Origin of the sequence: Pseudomonas mangiferae (assembly GCF_007109405.1) — a bacterium.
Taxonomy (GTDB): Bacteria; Pseudomonadota; Gammaproteobacteria; order Pseudomonadales; family Pseudomonadaceae; genus Pseudomonas_T; species Pseudomonas_T mangiferae.
In genome coordinates, this window is record NZ_VJOY01000005.1 from 267,802 (window position 1) to 286,619 (window position 18,818).

The window sequence follows — 18,818 nt, forward strand, 5'->3', positions numbered from 1 at the left end:
CCTATGGCAGCGTTACAAGACGACGGCCGCATCGGCGAATGCGCGCAGTTCCTTTCCCTCCCCATCCATTTCGCCTGGGGCCGCGGCAATTCGGCCTGGGATGTAACCCCGGAGCCCGAGCCTACCAATGCCACCACGCTGGTGGATGAGGTGGGTCGCCGCACGCTGACCCAGGGGCAGTTCGTTACACCCGACCCGACGGGCGAAATCGAACTACCCGGTGGCCAGCGCTATCGCCCTTCGGCCACGCCTACCAAATGGGCACACATCCGGGTGACCTTCGACTTCGAGGACGCCGCCAACGAGACCATCCGCGAGGTGGCAGTGTTCTACGGCACCGTCATTGCCGCAGGTCTGCCTGCCGGGCAGCGCTACTTCACGCCGGCGCAATTGATCGACCGCGGCCGCATGAAGGTCTTGCAACGCCTGCCCAACAAGATCAAGCGCGAAGCTGGCACCCGCCAGACCTTCGAATACGTACTGCCCTTCTGAGGCCTCCGATGACTGACTACTACGACCGCCACGACCCGGCGAAACATTACGACCGTATTCTGTTCCGCCCTGACCGGGTGCTGCAGTCCGCGGAATTCAACGAGCTGCAGAGTGGCCTGCGGGATCGCCTGCAAAGCGTCGCCGATGCACTGCTGAAAGACGGCGACATCGTGCGTGACTGCAACATCGTGATCGATGCGGCCACGGGTAACACCAACCTGGAAAGCGGAGCCCTGTACCTGGCCGGCGCAGTGCGCGGCATCGCGCCGGCGCAAGTGAAGATCGCCCTGACCGGCACAGTGACCGTGGGCGCCTACCTGGTGCAGCATACGATCACCGAACTGGAAGACCCGGCCCTGCTCAACCCCGCCAGTGGCACCCGTGGTTACAATGAACCGGGCGCCCATCGCCTGCAAATCGTCGCCGAATGGGGCATTGCCGGCAGTCGCAGCGATGGGGAGTTTTATCCGGTATACACCGTGGTTGACGGTTTCGTGCGTCCACGCACTACGCCCGTCAGCCTCGATGGCGTTGCCCAGGCCATCGCTCGTTACGATCAGGAGTCCACCGGCGGAGGGACCTACGTATCCGAAGGGCTGGACGTTACCTATGACGGCAGCACCGCCGGCGATGTCCAGACCTGGCTGGTTGCAGCCGGCAAGGCCCATGTCCAGGGCCAGGCATTGGAGTTCATCACTTCGCGGCGACTGACCTACGAAGCCGCCCCCGAGACACGCCTGATCAGCTCGGAAGCCCACCTGGTGAATGGCCCAGCCCGCCAGCGTATCAACGTGAACCGGCCGGCCATTGCCACCCTGGATACGCTGCAGGTCACCATGGACCGTACCGTGGAGGTCACCCACGGGGCCTTCGTCGGCGTTGCCGATGCGCTGCCCGACGACGGTGTGATCGATCTGTTGCAGGTCAAGCAGGGCACGACCGTCTATGCCAAGGGTACCGACTACAAGCTCGGCGCCGCCGCAGTGGACTGGACGCCCAGTGGCGCCGAGCCGGCTACTGGCTCCACCTATTCGGTCACCTATCGCTACATCAAGAATGTCCAGCCCATCGACCCCGATGCTCGCGGCTTCAGCATCGAAGGTGGGGTCGCCAACACCCTTGCACTGGTCACCTACCGCACGAAGCTGCCGCGTATCGATCGTTTGTGTCTGAATGTGGGGGGCGGTGCCGTCTGGCTACGTGGCGTACCGGCACTGGACAATCCCGTCCCGCCCCCGGTGCCCTCGACTCTGCTATCACTCGCCCTGGTCAACCAGACGTGGCTCAACGATACACGTAGCGTGGCGCCTGATAGTTATCGCGTCACCTCCATGTTCGAACTGGCGCGTTACAGCAATCGCCTGGACAGCCTGGCGCGCTTAGTGGCCGAGCAGCGCCTGCGCTCGGATGCCGGCTTGCGTAACACCTCGATCAAACGCGGCCTGTTCGTCGACCCGTTCCTGAATGATGAACTACGCGATGCCGGTCTCGAGCAGAGTGCGGCCATTGTCGGTGGCGAATTGACCCTCGCGATTGCAACCACTCTTCACAGTGTTTCCCAGGACGTGGCTGGCCCAACGCTTTGCGAGCTCGCGCCGATAACGGAGGTCGCTCAGCAGAAGCGTACCGGCTGGATGGCCGTCAACGCCTACGGCTCACAGCTGCCAGTACCTGCCTCCGTCACCCTGACGCCGGCAATTGACCGCTGGACAGAAACCAAGACCGTGTGGGCCAGCCCCATCACTCAGCGAATCCAGAACTCGGGTAACTTCGTATTCGTTCCGAACGGCCAGGTCACCGTTACCCGAGAGGTATTCGAGCAGACTGCCCGCGAAACCATTTGGACCTTGCGACAAATCCCGGTGGCTTTCGAGGCACGTGGTTTTGGTCCCTACGAGCGGCTGACGGCCATGACGTTCGACGGGGTCAGTGTTTTGCCCAGCCCTGCGCCGGCCGCCAACAACGTTGGGGTGGTCTCAGGTTCTTTCACCATTCCGGCCGGTATTCAATCCGGCAGCAAGAGCGTACGCCTCTCCGGCTCGGGCGGAAGTACAGGCACCGCCGTCTATTTTGGCGAGGGCACCCGAGAAATCGTCACGAAGACCGAGGTCACCACGATCGAGGATGTACTGGTCTATCGCAGCGATCACCCCGAACTGGACTGGTGGGGTCACCGGACGAAGCCCGACACGTGCGTAGTGGATCCACTTGCCCAGACTTTCCGCGTGACTCGTACGTGCCAACTGGCCCAGGTCAAGTTGCGCGGCAAGCGCTCGGGCGACTCTCCGCTGCTGCTGCATATTCGCGAAACCAGCAATGGACTGCCCACCGGAAAGGTGCTGGCTGAGCAGCGGATTCCGGCCAGCGTATTCCAGACCACCGAATCCATCGCGGCCATCCGCCTCGACCAGCCGCCTGTGTTGTTCGCCGGTACCGAGTACGCGCTCGTGGTGATGACCAACGATACGGCCCAAGAGCTGGTCATCGCGGAACTGGGCAAGTACGACGTGGAGTTCGGCGCCTGGGTCGGTTCCCAGCCCTACGAAGTCGGTGTACTGCTGTCCTCCGCCAACGCCCAGACCTGGACCGCGCACCAGGATCGCGACCTGTGGTTTTCCATGGATCGCGCTCAGTATGCCCCCGCGAATCGCACCAAGGTCGTGCCGTTGGGCAACGTGAAAGTGAACAATGCCACTGATCTGGCCGTGCTGGGGGTTACCCGTGCACCGGGTGCTGGCGCCGGGGTGGATTTCCGTCTGAAGTTCCCGGATGGCAGCGTGGTGGAGACCGCCGCCGAACAGTACCTGCAGCTGTCCGCACCCATTACTGGGCAGATCGCGGTAGAGGCCGTCATCCGGGCAACTGAAGACCTGTCGGGCATCCTGCTGCCCGGGACCTCGCTGGTGGCCGGCACGCTCGGCAACAACCAGACCTATATCACGCGCGCCATTCCTGCGGGCGTTGCTCAACGGCTGACCGTGGTCTACGACGCCATCCTGCCGCCCGGCTGCAGTGTGGTCGCCCATTACCGCGTTGACACCGGCCCGTGGCAAGTGTGCAACGCACCGACCGCGGCGGGTGCGGACAACGAGGCGATGGAACTGACCTCCGTGACCCCGGGCGTCACCGGCGCCAACGTCCGGGTCCGTCTGACCCTCACTGGCAGTCCGGCTGCCCGCCCCCGGGTACGGGATCTGCGCGTCATCGTTTCGGAGTAACCCATGGCGATCATCGACGAAAAAACCCTCCGCGGCCTGCCATTGCCGCACCCGGAGAACGACCTGGGCGACGACGTCCTGCGTTTGCGCACTGCACTGGTTCAGATCGATGCGCTGGTAGCCGAACTGCAGCCGTTGCGGCCGGCCCTCAGCGCCCTGGCCGAGTTGAGTCCGGCAGCCAACAAGCTACCGTTCTTCAGCAGCGCCAGCGCTGCGGCGTTGACCACCCTCAGCGCCTGGGTACGCAGCAACTTGCTGACCGTCACCAGCGCCGACGGCGGTCGCGCCGCCCTCGGCCTGGGCACGGCCGCCACACGCACCGTCGGTATGGACACCGGCAATCTGCTCGAAGTCGGAGCGCTGGGCCTGGGGGCAGCCCTGACCAGTCGAGGGGTGTTCGATCTGGACAACGCACCGCTGGGGACCTGGATTGCCGTCAACGGCAATCAGGCCGACGCCGTGGCCAATCACTGGCCGCCCATAAGCGACACGGCAGCGCGCTGGTGGAACGTGTTCACCACCGGCCAAGCCAACCGTGTCACGCAACTGGCCTTGCATGGCAGCGATACCGCCGGCACGCCACTGCTGGCGGTTCGTTTCAAGCAGGACGCCACCTGGTCCGCCTGGGTGATGAATTGGCACAGTGGCAATTTCAACCCGGCCACTAAGCTCAATGTCGGCGCGGGCGGGATCGGCGCCACCCTGGACCTGCGCACCTGGAAAAGCCGCACACCGGCCAACGTGCCGGAAGGCAGCGTTCGTGGCTTCATGGACGGCGGCCCGAACGGGCTCGCCATTCCCGGCCTCACCGCGACCACGTATGGCATTGGCTCGTTCGACAAACAATGGCCAGATATCAGCGGTGCGGGTTCCTGGCAACGGCGTTTCGAAACCCAGGGTCGGGTCTGGGTCTCACCGGCGCTGGATGACAATACCTGGGGGAATTGGCAGGAAATCGGAAATGTGCGCGTACGACCACTTGCCGACCTGGGGACTGTAATCCGTAACAGTAACGATACATTGTCTTTTGATATTGGCCTACGTGAGTTCTTCACGGTAAAGGTTCTTCCCTATTCATCTGGCCCTGGCTTCATTGGCACTACCACTGTTTCATTCGATAACATTCCTGATATCAGCACGGGCATCGTGACTTGGCATGTCGAGATTCAAGGCGGTTCGCAAAAAACAATAGCCTGGCCTAACACCGTGAAATGGACAGGTGGTACGCCAGCTCTCAATGGCGCAGGAAAGCGTGACTTATTCATGTTTTACAGAATGGCTGGGCGTGCAACTGTCTATGGCATGCTGATCGACTCAGGGGATCTCTAATGTTTACTGGATCGTTCATGCGGCCTAAATCCTTGGGTTTTAGTAGAACGTTCTACGGGAGTGCCAATTCTTCCGACTGGTCACTTCCTTATCCCGGTCAATACTCGACTACTGTCACTGCCGGAGGGGGCGGTGGAGGCGGAAGCGATCCGTTCTATGCAACTCTTTATGGAGAGGCTGGAGGCTACGGCCCTACCAACTACGGCATCCTTACCATCACGACAGCTGTAGGAGTTGCGGTAGGTGCAGGAGGCGCCGGGGGCGCGCTTGCAAGCGACGCAGCCGCAGACGGCACTTCTGGTGGCTATTCCGGTATTGGAGCAAACGGTAATGGCGTTTCTTCGAACGGCGGTAGTGGCGGCCGTGGAGCATACAGGTCTTTCCAAACTACCCCCTTTAACCCACGCCCCTTCGGTAATGGGGGGGCAGGAGGCTCTTATAACGCCTCTTTCGAACCCACTAAAGGTGGTTCCGGCGGAGCTGGCAAAGTTATTATTACGTTGATTGGATAAAGCCATGTATATCGACCTCGAAACCCTGGAATACCCACTGACTGAATACCAAGTACGCGAACGCTTGTCGCCCGCGACACTGGCCAATCCATTGCCAGACGAACATGCCCAATCCCTGGGCTACGCGGTCGTCCAGCCCACCGAGCCGCCCGAGCTGCCCAACAGTTGGGACAGCCTGCAGGAGCTGGCACCGAAGAAAGTCAAAGGTGTGTGGGTACAACGCTGGAGCATCGTGACGGGTGAAGAACCGCCTACGGATTGGCGTCTGTCTCCCCTGGCCTTCCTGATGCGATTCGATCAGGAGCGCCTGGCAATCCGCACGGCAGCCAAAAAGGACGTCCAGGTGGAGGATTTCCTCGACCTGGCCGGGCGGGCCCGCTACGTCGACCTCAGCGCTCCGCTGGTCAGGCAGGGCGTGGATTATCTGGTGAGCCTGCAGCTTCTCACCGCCACACGGGCAGCCGAAATCCTGGATACACCCCCGGTGCCAGCAGAACGCTAGCCAGTCGACGGCGGGGTCAATGAGTCCCCCATCGGCACGATCGCAACGCGGTTGCGTCGAGGGGGGAATCGAACGGTCAGTGAAGATGCGGTGCGTGCCTTACCCCGGTATCGTTCATGCTCTTCCTCATCGATCAGGACCGAGCCGTGAGAACCGATAGCCGCCTGTCCCGCATGCTGCATGTGATGCTGCACATGGCCCGCGACGGTCGCCCCGTCACCTCCGAGCAGATCGCAGAAATGCTCGGTACCCATGCCGCCGTGGTGCGGCGCACCCTGACCGGACTTCGACAGGCCGGCTATGTACGCGCCGAGAAGGGTTATAACGGCGGCTGGACCCTGGCATGCGACCTGACCCAGGTAACCCTGCTGGATATCCACAACGCAGTCGGTGGGCCGCGGATCTTCGCCATTGGTACCGATCGCGAACATCCCAATTGTGCCGTGGAACGTGCGGTCAACGCCTCCCTCGAAGAAGCACTTGGGCAGGCTCAGGCCTTGCTGCTTGAACGTTTGGGCGCAGTCACGCTGGCCGACCTTTCCAGCGAATTCAACGCGTTGTGCGGTACTCACGCCCCTTCTTCGTCTGACTGACCGCTCCAGCCCGCTCGCACGCACTTCAAACCTATCGCCCATTAGTGTAACTTTTAAAGTTACATAAACTCGCGAACTGAGGTGCACCATGGTCTATGACGTGATCATCATCGGCGGCAGCTATGCCGGTTTGTCGGCGGGCCTGCAACTGGCGCGTGCCCGCCGGCGCGTACTGGTGATGGATGCCGGTGAGCGACGCAACCGTTTCGGCTCCCTTTCCCACGGGTTTCTCACCCAGGATGGTGTGGCGGCAGCCGATATCGCCGCCAAAGGGCGTGCCCAATTGATGGCCTACGACACGGTCGATTGGCTGCCAGCCCGGGTCGACCGGGCGCAGCGTCATGCCGAGGGCTTCGACGTGACGGATGACCAGGGACGAAGCCACTTTGCGCGCCTGCTCATTCTCGCCAGCGGGGTCGTGGACGAATTACCGGCCATCCCCGGCTTGGCCGAACGCTGGGGCAAACAGGTTTTTCATTGCCCCTATTGCCATGGCTATGAGCTGAACCGAGGACGAATCGGTGTCCTGGCCTCTACCCCTCTGTCGATGCATCACGCCCTGATGTTGCCGGACTGGGGCGAAACCACCCTGCTGCTCAACGGCAGCTTCGAACCGGACTCGGCGCAGCGATCGCAATTGCAGACTCGGGGAGTAACCCTTGAGGAGGGTCAGGTGAAACGACTGGAAGGCTCTGCGTTGACGGTTGTGATGAGCGATGACCGGGCCTTGTCGTTCGACGGTCTGTTCGTCGCCACACGCCTGCATGTTTCCCCGCTTGCCAAGCAGCTGGGCTGCGCACTGGAAGAATGGCCGCTGGGTGTCTTCATTCGTACCGATGCAACCCAGGCCACCTCGGTACCCGGCGTCTTCGTCTGTGGTGACACCGCCAGGGCCGCGGGCAACGTAGCCCTGGCCGTCGGCGACGGTGCGTTGGCGGGCGCGGCGGCGCACCGGGCACTGATGTTCGGCCTGGGATGAAGGATCATCCCATGAGCGCCCGGTGCATGCGCCCGCCGGTTGTCATCGGTGCCTGAACGTCCCTTTACGCCCCGCAAATCGGCCTTCGCAAGCGCTCCGGTTGTAACGCCAACCGCTACAACCGCGGTCGCTTTCGCCCACCGGTCTCTCCGCGACATCCTGCACGGACACCCACCCTGTACAGGAAATACCCATGACCACCGGTTACCACCACGGTGTACGAGTTCTCGAAGTCAACGAAGGCTCCCGCACCATTCGCCCCGTCTCCACCGCCATCATCGGCATGGTTTGCACCGCCGAAGATGCCGACCCCACCGCGTTCCCCCTCGATACGCCAGTCCTTCTGACCGACGTGCAACGTGCCGTCGACAAGGCCGGTATCAAGGGTACGCTGGGTGCCAGCCTGCAGGCGATTGCCGATCAGGCCCAAGCGGTTACGGTCGTCGTCCGCGCCAAAGAAGGTCAGACCGAAGCCGAAACCGTCTCGAACCTGGTTGGCACCACCGCAAGCGGGCGCTACACCGGCATGAAGGCTCTGCTGGCCGCTCGCGGTCAGCTCGGCGTCACTCCACGCATCCTCGGCGTACCGGGCCTCGACAGCCAGCCGGTGACCGCTGCGCTGGTGGGCATCGCCCAGCAGATGCGGGCGTTCGCCTACGCCAGTGCCTGGGGCTGCGAAACCAAGGAAGACGCGACCGCCTACCGCGCCAATTTCGGCGCCCGTGAGCTGATGCTGCTCTGGCCTGACTTCCTGGCCTGGTCCACGCGTGACAGCAAGACCGAAACCGCCAGCGCCACGGCGCGGGCGCTGGGTCTGCGCGCCCAGCTGGACCAGTCGGTGGGCTGGCACAAGACCCTTTCCAACGCTCCGGTCAACGGCGTCACGGGTCTTAGCCACGATGTGTTCTGGGACCTGCAGAACACCGCGACCGACAGCGATTACCTCAACAGTCACGACGTGACGACCCTGATCAACCAGAACGGCTATCGCTTCTGGGGCAGCCGGACCTGTTCGGACGATCCGCTTTTCGCCTTCGAAAACTACACCCGCACCGCCCAGGTGCTGGCCGACACCATCGCCGAGGGCCAACTGTGGGCGGTGGACAAGGGGCTGCACCCGTCCCTCGCTCGCGACCTGGTGGAAACCGTCAACGCCAAGTTCCGTGAACTGGTGGCGGCCGGCTACCTGATCGGCGCCGAATGCTGGTTCGATGACAGCATCAACACCAAGGACACCCTCAAGGCCGGGAAACTGTACCTGGACTACGACTACACCCCGGTACCGCCGCTGGAGGACCTGACCCTGCGCCAGCGCATTACCGACCGTTACCTCGCGGACTTCGCCAGCCGCGTCAACGCCTGACCCACGACGACTATAGGAGCGCCCTATTATGGCGATGCCCCGCAAACTCAAGAACATGAACATTTTCAACGATGGCCAAAGCTACCAAGGTGTGGCCAAGACAGTCACCCTGCCATCCCTGGGCCGCAAGATGGAGGCGTTTCGCGGCGCCGGCATGAGCGGCCCGGTCAAGGCGGACCTCGGTCTTTCCGACGACGGTATCGCCCTGGAGTGGACCTGCGGCGGATTCGACGTCGCAACGTTGCGCCAGTGGGGTGCAATCCGCGCCGATGGCGTTCTGCTGCGCTTCGCCGGTGCCTACCAGCGTGACGATACCGGTGAGGTGGACGCGGTCGAGGTGGTGGTGCGCGGCCGCCACGAGACCATCGAACCGGGTGAAGGCACTCCGGGCGAAGATACCGAGCAGAAAGTGACCACCACCTGCAGCTACTACAAGCTGACGGTGAACGGCCGGGTCGAGATCGAGATCGACCTGCTCAACTTCATCGAGATCGTCGATGGTGTGGACAGGCTGGCCGAGCAGCGCAAAGCGATCGGTATCTGATCATTCCTACGTGAGAACTGCCCATGGTCCGCACCTGCGGGCCATGGGCATGCCCGCATCCCCCTTCCTTTCCATCAGCAGGGTCTCACCGACCTGCCGACACTCCCATCGCCTGCGTTTCACACCCTCCGAGACACTCAATCCGGAAAGCCATCAAGGCATACAGCGCCATGCCTGTCCCGTATCGAGCTCTCGATGACCGACGATGCGCTCAGCCTCTCGCGCGTTGGCATCCGCCCTTCTCGAATCGCCTCGTTGCCTCTATCCCGAAGTTCGCCTGATGCCCATCGGCATCGGGGCAGCGCGTTCATGCCTGACGACCACGCCTCGCAAGACGTCCACCGCACTGGGCTGCAGTGATCGAGGAGCCGACTCCTGGCGGGGATGGGGCAATCCATCTTGTAAACGCACTCGCTACGCACTACGCCGCTATCGACCGGCGCGTGCGTACGGCACAGTTTCAAGGGTCAACCCACCCTTCGGAGCCCACCATGGACACCCGTATCAATACCCCAGCAAATGACGACAACACCCTCATTCTGGATCAGCCGATCGCCCGGGGCGATCAGCTCATCGAACAGCTGAGCCTGCGCAAGCCCTCCGCGGGCGAACTGCGCGGGATTGCGCTGAGCGAACTGCTGCAGCTCGACGTCGGCGCCATCATCAAGCTGCTTCCGCGCATCAGTGCACCGTCCATCACCGATCATGAGGCCAGGCTGATGGACCCGGCGGACCTGCTCGACGCAGGAGGAAAGATCGCCACTTTTTTGCTCAAGAAATCGGCCCGGGCGGAGCTTTACCCCACCGCGTAGAAGATGCGATGGCCGATCTAGCAGTGGTGTTTCATTGGGCGCCAACCGACATGGATCGGTTGGGCCTGCTGGAACTGATGGAGTGGCGCGATCGCGCACGTGCAAGGGTAGAACCAAATGGCCGTGAATAAGGCACAGGTGCTGCTGTCCTTCCTGGACAAGGTGAGCGGCCCCTTGAAGAAAATCCAGGACAACCTCTTCGGCACCATCCGAGAACTCACCGCAGCGCAGGCGAGCCTGCGTACCCTGAATCGTGCCCAGTCCGATATCAGCGCCTGGAATACCCAGAGTGCGGCGGCCAGGAACACGGCGGAGGCCATGCGTGATGCCCAGACACGGGTCAGCGGGCTGGCTCAACAAATGGCCAACGCAGGCCAACCCACCCGGGCCATGACAGCGGACTTTCAGGCAGCCGTGCGCGGATCGGACGCGCTCACCCATCGTTACGAGCAGCAACAGAATGCGCTACGGCAACTGCAGAACCGACTGAACGGTGCCGGCGTCGACACCCGCAATCTGGGCAAGGCGGAGTCCACTCTGCAAGCCCTGATCGCAGCCGGTAACGACCGCGTCAAGACCAGCGGCGAGCGACTCGCCCAGCAACGCGAGAAACTGAACCGGGTAGGAGAGGCTGGCCTCAATGTGGCCGGCATGGCCAAACGCCCGTTGATGGCAGCGGTTAAATCCTTGCTACCCCATGAAGGCAGCGCCCTCCAGCTTCAGGCCTCGATGAAGCTATCGGATGGGTCGGTGCCAGAAGACTTCCAGCGTCTCACTGACCTGGCTACCCGACTTGGAGAACAGTTGCCCGGTAGCTCGGCGGACTACCTGGACATGATGACCGTACTGCAGCGCCAGGGGCTGAGCGCCCGCTCGATCCTCGACGGCACGGCCGAGGCGGCGGGTTACCTAGGCGTTCAGCTGCGCATGCCCGCGGATGCAGCAGGACAATTCGCCGCCAGGATGCAGGCCGCCACCCGCGCCTCCGGCGCGGACATGATGGGCTTGATGGACGTCGTGCAGCGCGTCGACAACATGGGGCTCGGCAGCGACGACCTGTTGCAGGGGTTCACCCGCATGGCGCCGGCCATGGATCTGATCAAGCAGAGAGGGGGAGAAGCAGCCAACTCGCTCGCCCCACTGCTGGTGATGCTCAACGAGGCGGAAGTGTCCGGCGAGTCGGCCGGCGTTGCCATCAGCGAGGTCTTTCAGGCGGGCCTGGATACCAAGCGCCTGGCAGAAGCGAACAAGCTATTGAAGGCCACGAAAGCCGGCTTCTCCATGGATTTCAGCGACGGCTCAGGCGGGTTCGGTGGAATCGATACGCTGCTCGCCCAACTTCAAAAGCTCAAGACGCTGGACGCCACGGCCCGTGTCCCCGTCATGGCCTCGCTATTCGGTGATGACCAAGAGACGTTGAAAGCCGCGGAAGCTCTGATGAATCAGGGTACGGCGGGTTACCAGCAGGTCATCGCCCGGATGCAAGTCCAGGCGGACCTGCGACAGCGAGTGAATGGGCAGCTTGAAAGCGTCAGTAACGCGATGGAAGGCGCGCGGGACAGCTACAACGATGTTCTGTCTGCGTTGGGTGAAACCGCTAAACCCGAATTGATCTCGCTGCTGAAGACATTCAGCGCGTTGGCAGCCTCGGTACGGGCATGGATCGAGGAAAACCCCACACTGGCGAAATCACTGGTCTGGGTCGTCGCGGTGATCGGCCTCGTAGCGGGAGCCCTTGGCGGCGTCGCACTGGGAGTTTCAAAACTGTTGGGGGCCTTCGCCACGCTTCGGGTCGTCTGGAGTGTCATCGCCGGGGGGATGGCCCTCATGAGCAGCCCCGTTTTGCTGATCGTCGCGGCGGTCGCCGCACTCGCCGCAGGCGCTTACCTGCTCTATAGCAACTGGGGCGCGGTCTCGAACTTCTTCACCAATCTGTGGCAATCGGTCCTGACCTCCCTCAACAGCTTCTGGAATGAGGTCAAGGCCGCCTTCGCAGGAGGCGTGGGCGGCATCCTGACGATATTGACCAACTTCAGCCCTCTGGGACTGTTCTACACCGCCTTCGCCAGCGTCCTGAATTATCTGGGCCTGGAGCTGCCCATCCGTTTCAGCGAAGCCGGCGGCATGCTCATGGATGGACTGGTTAACGGCATCAAGGCCAAGTTCAGCGCAGTGAAGGACGCCATCACCAGCGCCGCCGGATCTGCCATCGACTGGTTCAAGGAGAAGATGGAAATCCACAGCCCGTCACGGGTGTTCGCCCAATTAGGCGACTTCACCATGCAGGGCTTCGTGACAGGCCTGGAAAATGCCGACGGCCCGCTTGGTATGCGGGGCGTGGGAAGCGGCATCCGCTTCGATAGCCGTCCCCCACTGAGCGCCAGCCAGGCGGCCGGCTACAGCAGCCAGGACACCTACCAGATTCAAATCAACGTCGGCGCCAATGGCGATGCCCAGGGTGTCGCCCAGGCCGTGCGGGCCGAGCTCATGCGCATCGAGGCGGAAAGAGCCGCCCGCCGCCGCAGCCGTCTCACTGACCAAGACTAACCGGAGAATCCTCATGATGATGGCGCTCGGGCTGTTCGTCTTCAGCCTACCCACCCTCGCGTACCAGGAATTGCAACGCAAAACCGAATACCGGCATGCCAGCAGTAGCCGTGTTGGCAGCAATCCTGCCCGCCAGTTCGTCGGCCAGGGCGAGGACAGCATCACGTTACCTGGCGTGTTAATGCCGGAGCTGGCCGGTAGCCCTATCAGCCTGGATGTGCTTCGCTACATGGCGGGTACCGGTAAGGCCTGGGCCCTGGTGGAAGGCACGGGGCGGATTTACGGGACCTGGGTGATCGAAAATATCGACGAGACCCGCTCCCTCTTCTTCACGGACGGCGCGGCACGGCGCATCGAGTTCAGCCTGTCCCTCAAACGCGTGGATGATGGCCGCGCCGACCTGTTGGGTAACCTGGCGGACGCCGACTCCCAGCTGCTGCGAGCACTCCTGTGATCCGCGAGCTGCAGGACCACGGCAGTACCCTGCTGCATGGCGCACGCGACGACCATGCCGGACGCGACGGTTACCCGGTACCCATCTACCGGGTGGTGGTGGATGGCCGGGACATCTCGACCCTGATCATCCCCCGGCTGATCCGCCTGGAACTGACGGACAACCGAGGCATGGAAGCAGATCAGTTCAGCCTGAGCCTTTCCGATCACGATGGCCTGCTGGAGCTTCCGCCTCGTGGGGCGACGATCCGAGTATGGCTGGGGTGGTCCACCACGGGCCTGGTAGACAAGGGCAGCTACATCGTCGACGAAGTCGAGCACAGCGGGACACCTGACGTTCTCGATATTCGCGCCCGCAGCGCCGACCTGCGCAAGACACTGAAAAAGAAGCGCGAGCGCAGTTTCCACGCCACCACGCTGGGCACCATCCTGCAATCTCTTGCCGAAACCTACGACCTACAGCCCCTGATCGATCCGACGCTGGCGGCAGTGCCGGTGGCCCACCTGGATCAGGCCAATGAGTCCGATGCCAACCTCATCACACGCCTTGGCGAGGACAACGATGCGGTAGCCACCGTAAAAGCGGGACGCCTGCTGTTCTTTCCGCGCGATGGTGGAAGGGCTGCCAGCGGCGCCTCGCTGGGCCACGCGTACCTGAACCGGCAGGACGGAGATCGCCACAGTTATCTGCAGGCGGATCGGGACAACTACGAGGGGGTTCGGGCCTATTACTACGACCTGGACAGCGCGAAAAAGGAGCAGGTCGTGGCAGGCAACGGCGACACATTAATGGAACTGCGCCACACCTATGGCGATCGGGACACGGCCTTACGCACAGCGCAGGCCCACTGGCGTCGGTTGCAACGGGGCAAGGCGTCCTTCCGCTACACACTCGCGCAAGGCCGACCCGACCTGATACCGGAAATGACTTACACCGTCTCGGGCATGAAAGCGGAAATTGACGGGGTCATCTGGCAGGGTAGCCACGTTCAGCACAGCCTTACAGCCGAGGGCGGCCTGAGTACCAGTCTCGATCTCGAGAGTCAGCTAGCGGATTTCGAAATCGCCGAATTGGCCGACGGAACCAGCGGCTATACCGGCGTCGTGGCGTGGTATCGAGCAAGCGAGACCGGAAAAGAAGACAAGGTCACAGCAGGCGATCAGCATAATCCTCGGCACCTGACGGCGCTGTATGCAACGAAAGCTTCGGCGAAGCAGGCCGTTGAGAAGGAATATGCGCGATTGAAAGCGAGTGCGTAGCGAAGCAGGAGGAGGGAGCTCGATGCGGCGGCTTTGGGCCGCCGCCCTCGAAGAATGACGGGTTAACTTTGACTTAAAACTATCAGCGAGTGAGTGGCTGCATACCGAATCCTGCTCCATTCATCACTGGCGTGCGCCGCATAAGTTGGTCCAGCGCCTCCACATACCTTAGGACGCTTGAACGATCTTTCTCATTCAAGGCTCTGTACAACGTCAGCAGCAACCACTCGTGAGGTGCGAGTGCTAACCCATACAGAATCAACGCCCGACCCGTTTCGATTGTGCTAGACATAAGCCCGCTCCATTGTCCTGACTCCCCTTTTACTGCGAACAGCAGTATTCCGTTGAAGCAAAAGGCAAAAGGCCATTACAGCCAGTGCTGTGACAACGGTTTTAGGTTTCGTTCATTTTTTATCGATGCGAAACCGCACACGATTGGAGTGAAGATTGGGCTTTCGGACAGGCGGTATAGGCAACGTTAGAAAGAGCCTCGCCAAACTGCACGTGCTCACTGACCTCGTTTCGGTTTACAAAAATAAGCTGTTCGAGCGTTAAGACAATAACTGCCAGCTTTTCTGTCCGGCGTCTACCAGGCACTCATTGCTACAACCGCCATCAGCGATGGCAGGACTCCAAGCCGTACGTTCAGATACGCGAAGATGGGTGCAGCCGACTCGATTCAACGGGGCGCTGACAAGACCTTGAGTTAGGTGCGCCGGAAGCAGGTCAGGGCGCCTGATTGGCGTATGCAGCTGCAGAGGCAGCCAGTACGTAGGCATGACGGAGAATGGATTCTCTGTCGGCGGGATCTCGTAGTCGGCGCATATAGCCAACCATCTGGGTTTCTTCTTCGTTCAGCGCATCAGCCTGAAGCGGCACTCGTCGTCCGGTAACGACGTAATAAACATCCACGCCGATGTCCGCAATGGCCGCGAGATAGCCCGCATCGGGGCTACGGTCACCTTTTTCATAATTGAACTGCGAGTTCTTGGTCACGCCCCCAGCCGCAGCAAATTCCGACTGGTTGTAGCCCAATCGCAGGCGCTCCTCTTTCAGGCGCTCATGGATACCCACGAATGTCTCCAAAATCACGTTGACTTTCCATCATTCGTGGGAAATACTGCAGCTGTCATCACACGAAATCACACGAAACTGCACTATGCCTAACCCTCCGCTCACCAAGCAAGCTCGGGATAAAGCCAGTGAATGCCCGGTTCTTGAAGGCCCTGCCCTCCGTGCCTTTGCCGAGCCTGCAAGCGGCACGACAGTACTAGCTGCACAGCGCGCTGCGGCCGAAGAAACGCCTGCAAGGCGAGATCGATCGGTGTGCGTTCTACTCGGCTTGAAGTCGAGTTCGGACCTCGTGCAAGACCGGTCGTGATCGCCAGCTAGAGGATGACATTCACTTTTCCAAACCCACATTTGGTTACCGACCGATCCGACGTGGCAGACCGTTGCCCCTATCTACAGAGGATTTCTCAATGAGCCAGGCCTCCCGTAAACCCCGTTCGCAGTTCAATTGCCCCTTCTGTAATTCCAAGTTGATCTGCCGCACCAGTTGGCGCGCCCATACGCTTCTGCGCCAGGAACTCTACACGTGCAGCAATCCGTTCTGTAACGCCGGGATTGGCGGCCACACCGAGTTGACTCATTTGATCAACCCGAGTGGCTTGGCGGATGCTCCTTCATGCTCCCTGCCGGAAACATCACACTACGCGCGCCGCATGGCACAGCGCGCCCACGACACGCAGTCCGCAGAGAATGATGCGCCGGCTGATCATGCACGCTCCATTGCCTGTGCAACGGGGACCGCAGACGCATGAGCGCCTCACGCCGGAGCGATATGACCCGGCAGAGATTGCGTCATTGGTTCAGATGCATCCGCCTGGAAAACCGGATTGGAGGCACGCTGTCACGATGGGCACCGCTCGGGACCAGGACTTGGCGTACCTTGCCAGCCGGCTCGCTTCAGCACGCACGCGCCCACATGCTCGTCAGGAAAAAACGAACCGTATCCACGGGCGTATTCGTGGGGCGCAATCGATACGCCACGCTATCAGTACGATCCTGAGCGCACACGACCAGATCGATAGCTCGCTCCCAGCAATCAAGCCGACCTACCCATTCCCCGATACCCGCCTATGGGTAGGGGAGTGCTGCACCTGGAAGGACCGCCTGTATGGGCCTCATTACCTCTGATATGCCTGTTGATCATTCCGCCTCGAAGCGACTGTTCCTTCCATGCCTGACCCGCACGCTGGAGGCGACCCCAAGGAACGCAATGCTCGGAGTAGAAGCGAATAGGGGAAGCGCACCTAGCCTTTCTCATGGAGCCATTGCCAGTACGCCCCTTTTGAGCACTCTACGCGCAGGTCACACCGTCATTAATAAAGGACTGGCCGCGCTGGAACGTCATGCAGCAGACCCAGACCTGTGCATTCTGCTGTTATCCAGTCTGGAGGGTTACATAGCTGGGCTGCTGGAGCTGGCAGAGATCAGTCCGACAGTCGCAATCGCCTTGCGATGCGAGGTGGAGCAGTTGGCCCGACCGCACCCTCAGCAGGGACCACAAGCATGAGTCACCACCCCATGAAAACCAGCCTGCGAAACAAGGACCAAGTTTCGACGCTACAGCCCTCCCAGGTCATACCGGTAGCTCTAAATTTAGTCACTGCCGCCCTTGAGGATGAATAAACCCCAAAACGTCGGCGTTCCATCCCGAACAGTCAGTAGGCGAAAACAACAACGGCGCGGTTCGTCATCAATCCTGCGCTCACCGACTGGGGGTGAGTTGCCGGCCGGTTCGAAAGCAAGCACAATTGCGACCCTGCGGGGCCTCTTGGCCCTTGCGTGCCGGCATAGCTCAGTAGGTAGAGCAGCGCATTCGTAATGCGAAGGTCGGGGGTTCGACTCCTCTTGCCGGCACCAACTTCCATGAAAGCCCGGCCATGCCGGGCTTTTTTGATTGGCCTTGTTCTACAGCCTGTGCTGCATCGCGCGCGAGGTGCGTGTGACGATCAGTGGCAAGGCATTCATCCGGCCTCCTGAACTTTGTCCCAACGTGCCCTTCTACCGACAGAGACTCTGTTGGAGGACTACCATGGCGCATTCAAGCGAAGACATTCGGGAGCGAGCCTACCGCCTCTGGGAAGCTGAGGGTAAGCCCGCGAGCGAGCACCTGCATCACTGGGAAAAGGCGTTGGGCCTATTGGCCGATGAAGCGAGGCTAGCCTCTTCGATTGAAAAGTTGACAAAAGACCCGACGTTCAAAGGGCGTATCGCTGCACTCCTAGAGGCTGGATTGAGCACCATTCCAAGAGCGCGCAAAGAACCTGATGCAGGGGTTTTGGCTCATTCGGCCGTTGTGGTTCCCCGTCGTACCGGGGAACCGCAATGAAAGAGCATCGTTATTTGGTCAGCTATATCGTCGATAACCAGCCCAGCTCGGCCGAGCTCTCTACCCAGGACGATCCGTTGACACCGGATCAAGCGCTCGAACGCTTGAAAGCGCTGCATGGTGCTAGTGCAGCGCTGACGGATGTCCAAGTAGCGCCGATTCTTCATCCTAAGGAAAAGGGCACTACTCCTGGTCATCATCAGCAGCCATAGACCGATAAAAAAGCCCGCTCGGATCGCGGGCTTTCCCTGAATGGGTTTACCTATAAACCCGATTACTGATGATCACGTGGATCTCGAGCCTTTTTGGTGCTGAGTTAATAAGCAGTTGGCGTTTCGGATTAATGGTTCTTCTCGTTCTTGAGCAATCGCTGACTGAAAGCGCTGCAGCGTTTTTAGAAAATGGTCAATTTGCTCTTCACATAGCACGATGTGCTGATTATTACCCTGTTCGTTATCGTTTTGACCGATTATGAACACCTGTTCCGTTTCCAGATAATCGAAGGTGTACTTCTTGAATGGACGGAGGGGTTCTCTCTCGCTCGTAGCCTGTGCCATCTGGAATCTCCTTGCGACGACTGCTAGCGCTACCGCACAGGGCAGAAAATCCGCCATGGCGATTCTTCCCTGCATACATCACCTCTAGACGCACAGACCTTTTGCCTATATTTCCCGGCACGCCTTACAGGTTTTCCTATATTTTATAGAGGCCTTTTACGCCTTACAAGTGCGCCGTTGAGTGATGGCCATTCGCCCGACGAGCTGCCCCATCCCCCGATCCACGGAACTCCGCGCGTGAATGCCGCTCCCTTTGAACC

Annotated in this window: 18 protein-coding genes and 1 tRNA gene; 17 read left to right on the forward strand and 2 right to left on the reverse strand. The window is 61.0% G+C overall.

Features of this window, described 5'->3' with window-relative positions; translation table 11 throughout:
* The first annotated feature begins 3 nt into the window (after positions 1–3).
* From FM069_RS09295 to FM069_RS09355, 13 genes are all read left to right on the forward strand, one after another.
* Positions 4–492, forward strand: coding sequence for a hypothetical protein (locus FM069_RS09295; RefSeq protein ID WP_143488020.1), 489 nt, complete (start codon positions 4–6; stop codon positions 490–492).
* A gap of 8 nt (positions 493–500) precedes the next feature.
* Positions 501–3,710, forward strand: a complete 3,210-nt coding sequence (locus tag FM069_RS09300) for a DUF4815 domain-containing protein (protein ID WP_143488021.1) — start codon at positions 501–503, stop codon at positions 3,708–3,710.
* Positions 3,711–3,713: 3 nt separating this feature from the next.
* Complete coding sequence (locus tag FM069_RS09305; RefSeq protein ID WP_143488022.1) at positions 3,714–5,039, forward strand: hypothetical protein; 1,326 nt, start codon at positions 3,714–3,716, stop codon at positions 5,037–5,039.
* Between the two features lie 516 nt (positions 5,040–5,555).
* Positions 5,556–6,053, forward strand: a complete 498-nt coding sequence (locus FM069_RS09310) for a hypothetical protein (protein WP_143488023.1) — start codon at positions 5,556–5,558, stop codon at positions 6,051–6,053.
* A 146-nt stretch (positions 6,054–6,199) separates the two neighbouring features.
* Positions 6,200–6,646 carry an Rrf2 family transcriptional regulator gene (locus FM069_RS09315; RefSeq protein WP_143488068.1) on the forward strand — a complete coding sequence of 149 codons (447 nt, stop codon included), beginning with the start codon at positions 6,200–6,202 and terminating at the stop codon, positions 6,644–6,646.
* Positions 6,647–6,734: 88 nt separating this feature from the next.
* The gene (locus tag FM069_RS09320) at positions 6,735–7,625 is read left to right on the forward strand and encodes an NAD(P)/FAD-dependent oxidoreductase (RefSeq protein ID WP_143488024.1); all 891 of its coding nucleotides are present in this window, start codon (positions 6,735–6,737) and stop codon (positions 7,623–7,625) included.
* Between the two features lie 193 nt (positions 7,626–7,818).
* Positions 7,819–8,988, forward strand: a complete 1,170-nt coding sequence (locus tag FM069_RS09325) for a phage tail sheath protein (RefSeq protein ID WP_143488025.1) — start codon at positions 7,819–7,821, stop codon at positions 8,986–8,988.
* Positions 8,989–9,016: 28 nt separating this feature from the next.
* A complete protein-coding gene (locus FM069_RS09330; RefSeq protein ID WP_143488026.1) occupies positions 9,017–9,532 on the forward strand; it encodes a phage major tail tube protein in 516 nt (171 codons plus the stop codon).
* A gap of 491 nt (positions 9,533–10,023) precedes the next feature.
* Positions 10,024–10,344 carry a phage tail assembly protein gene (locus tag FM069_RS09335; RefSeq protein ID WP_143488027.1) on the forward strand — a complete coding sequence of 107 codons (321 nt, stop codon included), beginning with the start codon at positions 10,024–10,026 and terminating at the stop codon, positions 10,342–10,344.
* An 8-nt stretch (positions 10,345–10,352) separates the two neighbouring features.
* The gene (locus FM069_RS09340) at positions 10,353–10,475 is read left to right on the forward strand and encodes a GpE family phage tail protein (RefSeq protein ID WP_143488028.1); all 123 of its coding nucleotides are present in this window, start codon (positions 10,353–10,355) and stop codon (positions 10,473–10,475) included.
* Entirely contained in the window at positions 10,462–12,891 is a 2,430-nt protein-coding gene (locus tag FM069_RS09345; RefSeq protein ID WP_143488029.1) for a phage tail tape measure protein, read from the forward strand. Before FM069_RS09340 ends, FM069_RS09345 begins: the two co-directional genes overlap by 14 nt.
* A gap of 13 nt (positions 12,892–12,904) precedes the next feature.
* On the forward strand, positions 12,905–13,345 hold the full coding sequence (locus FM069_RS09350) for a phage tail protein (protein ID WP_143488030.1): 441 nt from the start codon (positions 12,905–12,907) through the stop codon (positions 13,343–13,345).
* Positions 13,342–14,604 (forward strand): phage late control D family protein, encoded by a 1,263-nt coding sequence (locus FM069_RS09355; RefSeq protein WP_143488031.1) that lies wholly within the window; start codon positions 13,342–13,344, stop codon positions 14,602–14,604. Before FM069_RS09350 ends, FM069_RS09355 begins: the two co-directional genes overlap by 4 nt.
* Before the next feature lie 726 nt (positions 14,605–15,330).
* Here the strand turns inward: FM069_RS09355 and FM069_RS09360 are convergent.
* Positions 15,331–15,678, reverse strand: coding sequence for a helix-turn-helix domain-containing protein (locus tag FM069_RS09360; RefSeq protein WP_143488069.1), 348 nt, complete (start codon positions 15,676–15,678; stop codon positions 15,331–15,333).
* A gap of 407 nt (positions 15,679–16,085) precedes the next feature.
* Here FM069_RS09360 and FM069_RS22275 point away from each other — a divergent pair, with 407 nt between their 5' ends.
* From FM069_RS22275 to FM069_RS09380, 4 genes are all read left to right on the forward strand, one after another.
* Positions 16,086–16,427, forward strand: coding sequence for an ogr/Delta-like zinc finger family protein (locus FM069_RS22275; RefSeq protein WP_143488032.1), 342 nt, complete (start codon positions 16,086–16,088; stop codon positions 16,425–16,427).
* Between the two features lie 1,029 nt (positions 16,428–17,456).
* Positions 17,457–17,532, forward strand: a tRNA-Thr gene (locus FM069_RS09370).
* A gap of 172 nt (positions 17,533–17,704) precedes the next feature.
* On the forward strand, positions 17,705–18,001 hold the full coding sequence (locus FM069_RS22280; protein WP_143488033.1) for a DUF2934 domain-containing protein: 297 nt from the start codon (positions 17,705–17,707) through the stop codon (positions 17,999–18,001).
* Positions 17,998–18,213: a hypothetical protein gene (locus FM069_RS09380; RefSeq protein WP_143488034.1), complete on the forward strand. Its 216-nt coding sequence runs from the start codon at positions 17,998–18,000 to the stop codon at positions 18,211–18,213. Before FM069_RS22280 ends, FM069_RS09380 begins: the two co-directional genes overlap by 4 nt.
* A 72-nt stretch (positions 18,214–18,285) precedes the next feature.
* Here the strand turns inward: FM069_RS09380 and FM069_RS09385 are convergent, their stop codons facing one another.
* A complete protein-coding gene (locus tag FM069_RS09385; RefSeq protein WP_143488035.1) occupies positions 18,286–18,615 on the reverse strand; it encodes a hypothetical protein in 330 nt (109 codons plus the stop codon).
* Between the last annotated feature and the right edge of the window lie 203 nt (positions 18,616–18,818).

Coding starts and splice junctions, on each gene's coding strand:
- FM069_RS09295 (WP_143488020.1), top strand. CDS start 4: ATGGCAGCGTTACAAGACGACGGCCGCATCGGCGAATGCGCGCAGTTC.
- FM069_RS09300 (WP_143488021.1), top strand. CDS start 501: ATGACTGACTACTACGACCGCCACGACCCGGCGAAACATTACGACCGT.
- FM069_RS09305 (WP_143488022.1), top strand. CDS start 3,714: ATGGCGATCATCGACGAAAAAACCCTCCGCGGCCTGCCATTGCCGCAC.
- FM069_RS09310 (WP_143488023.1), top strand. CDS start 5,556: ATGTATATCGACCTCGAAACCCTGGAATACCCACTGACTGAATACCAA.
- FM069_RS09320 (WP_143488024.1), top strand. CDS start 6,735: ATGGTCTATGACGTGATCATCATCGGCGGCAGCTATGCCGGTTTGTCG.
- FM069_RS09325 (WP_143488025.1), top strand. CDS start 7,819: ATGACCACCGGTTACCACCACGGTGTACGAGTTCTCGAAGTCAACGAA.
- FM069_RS09330 (WP_143488026.1), top strand. CDS start 9,017: ATGGCGATGCCCCGCAAACTCAAGAACATGAACATTTTCAACGATGGC.
- FM069_RS09335 (WP_143488027.1), top strand. CDS start 10,024: ATGGACACCCGTATCAATACCCCAGCAAATGACGACAACACCCTCATT.
- FM069_RS09340 (WP_143488028.1), top strand. CDS start 10,353: ATGGCCGATCTAGCAGTGGTGTTTCATTGGGCGCCAACCGACATGGAT.
- FM069_RS09345 (WP_143488029.1), top strand. CDS start 10,462: ATGGCCGTGAATAAGGCACAGGTGCTGCTGTCCTTCCTGGACAAGGTG.
- FM069_RS09350 (WP_143488030.1), top strand. CDS start 12,905: ATGATGATGGCGCTCGGGCTGTTCGTCTTCAGCCTACCCACCCTCGCG.
- FM069_RS22275 (WP_143488032.1), top strand. CDS start 16,086: ATGAGCCAGGCCTCCCGTAAACCCCGTTCGCAGTTCAATTGCCCCTTC.
- FM069_RS22280 (WP_143488033.1), top strand. CDS start 17,705: ATGGCGCATTCAAGCGAAGACATTCGGGAGCGAGCCTACCGCCTCTGG.
- FM069_RS09380 (WP_143488034.1), top strand. CDS start 17,998: ATGAAAGAGCATCGTTATTTGGTCAGCTATATCGTCGATAACCAGCCC.
- FM069_RS09385 (WP_143488035.1), bottom strand. CDS start 18,615: ATGGCGGATTTTCTGCCCTGTGCGGTAGCGCTAGCAGTCGTCGCAAGG.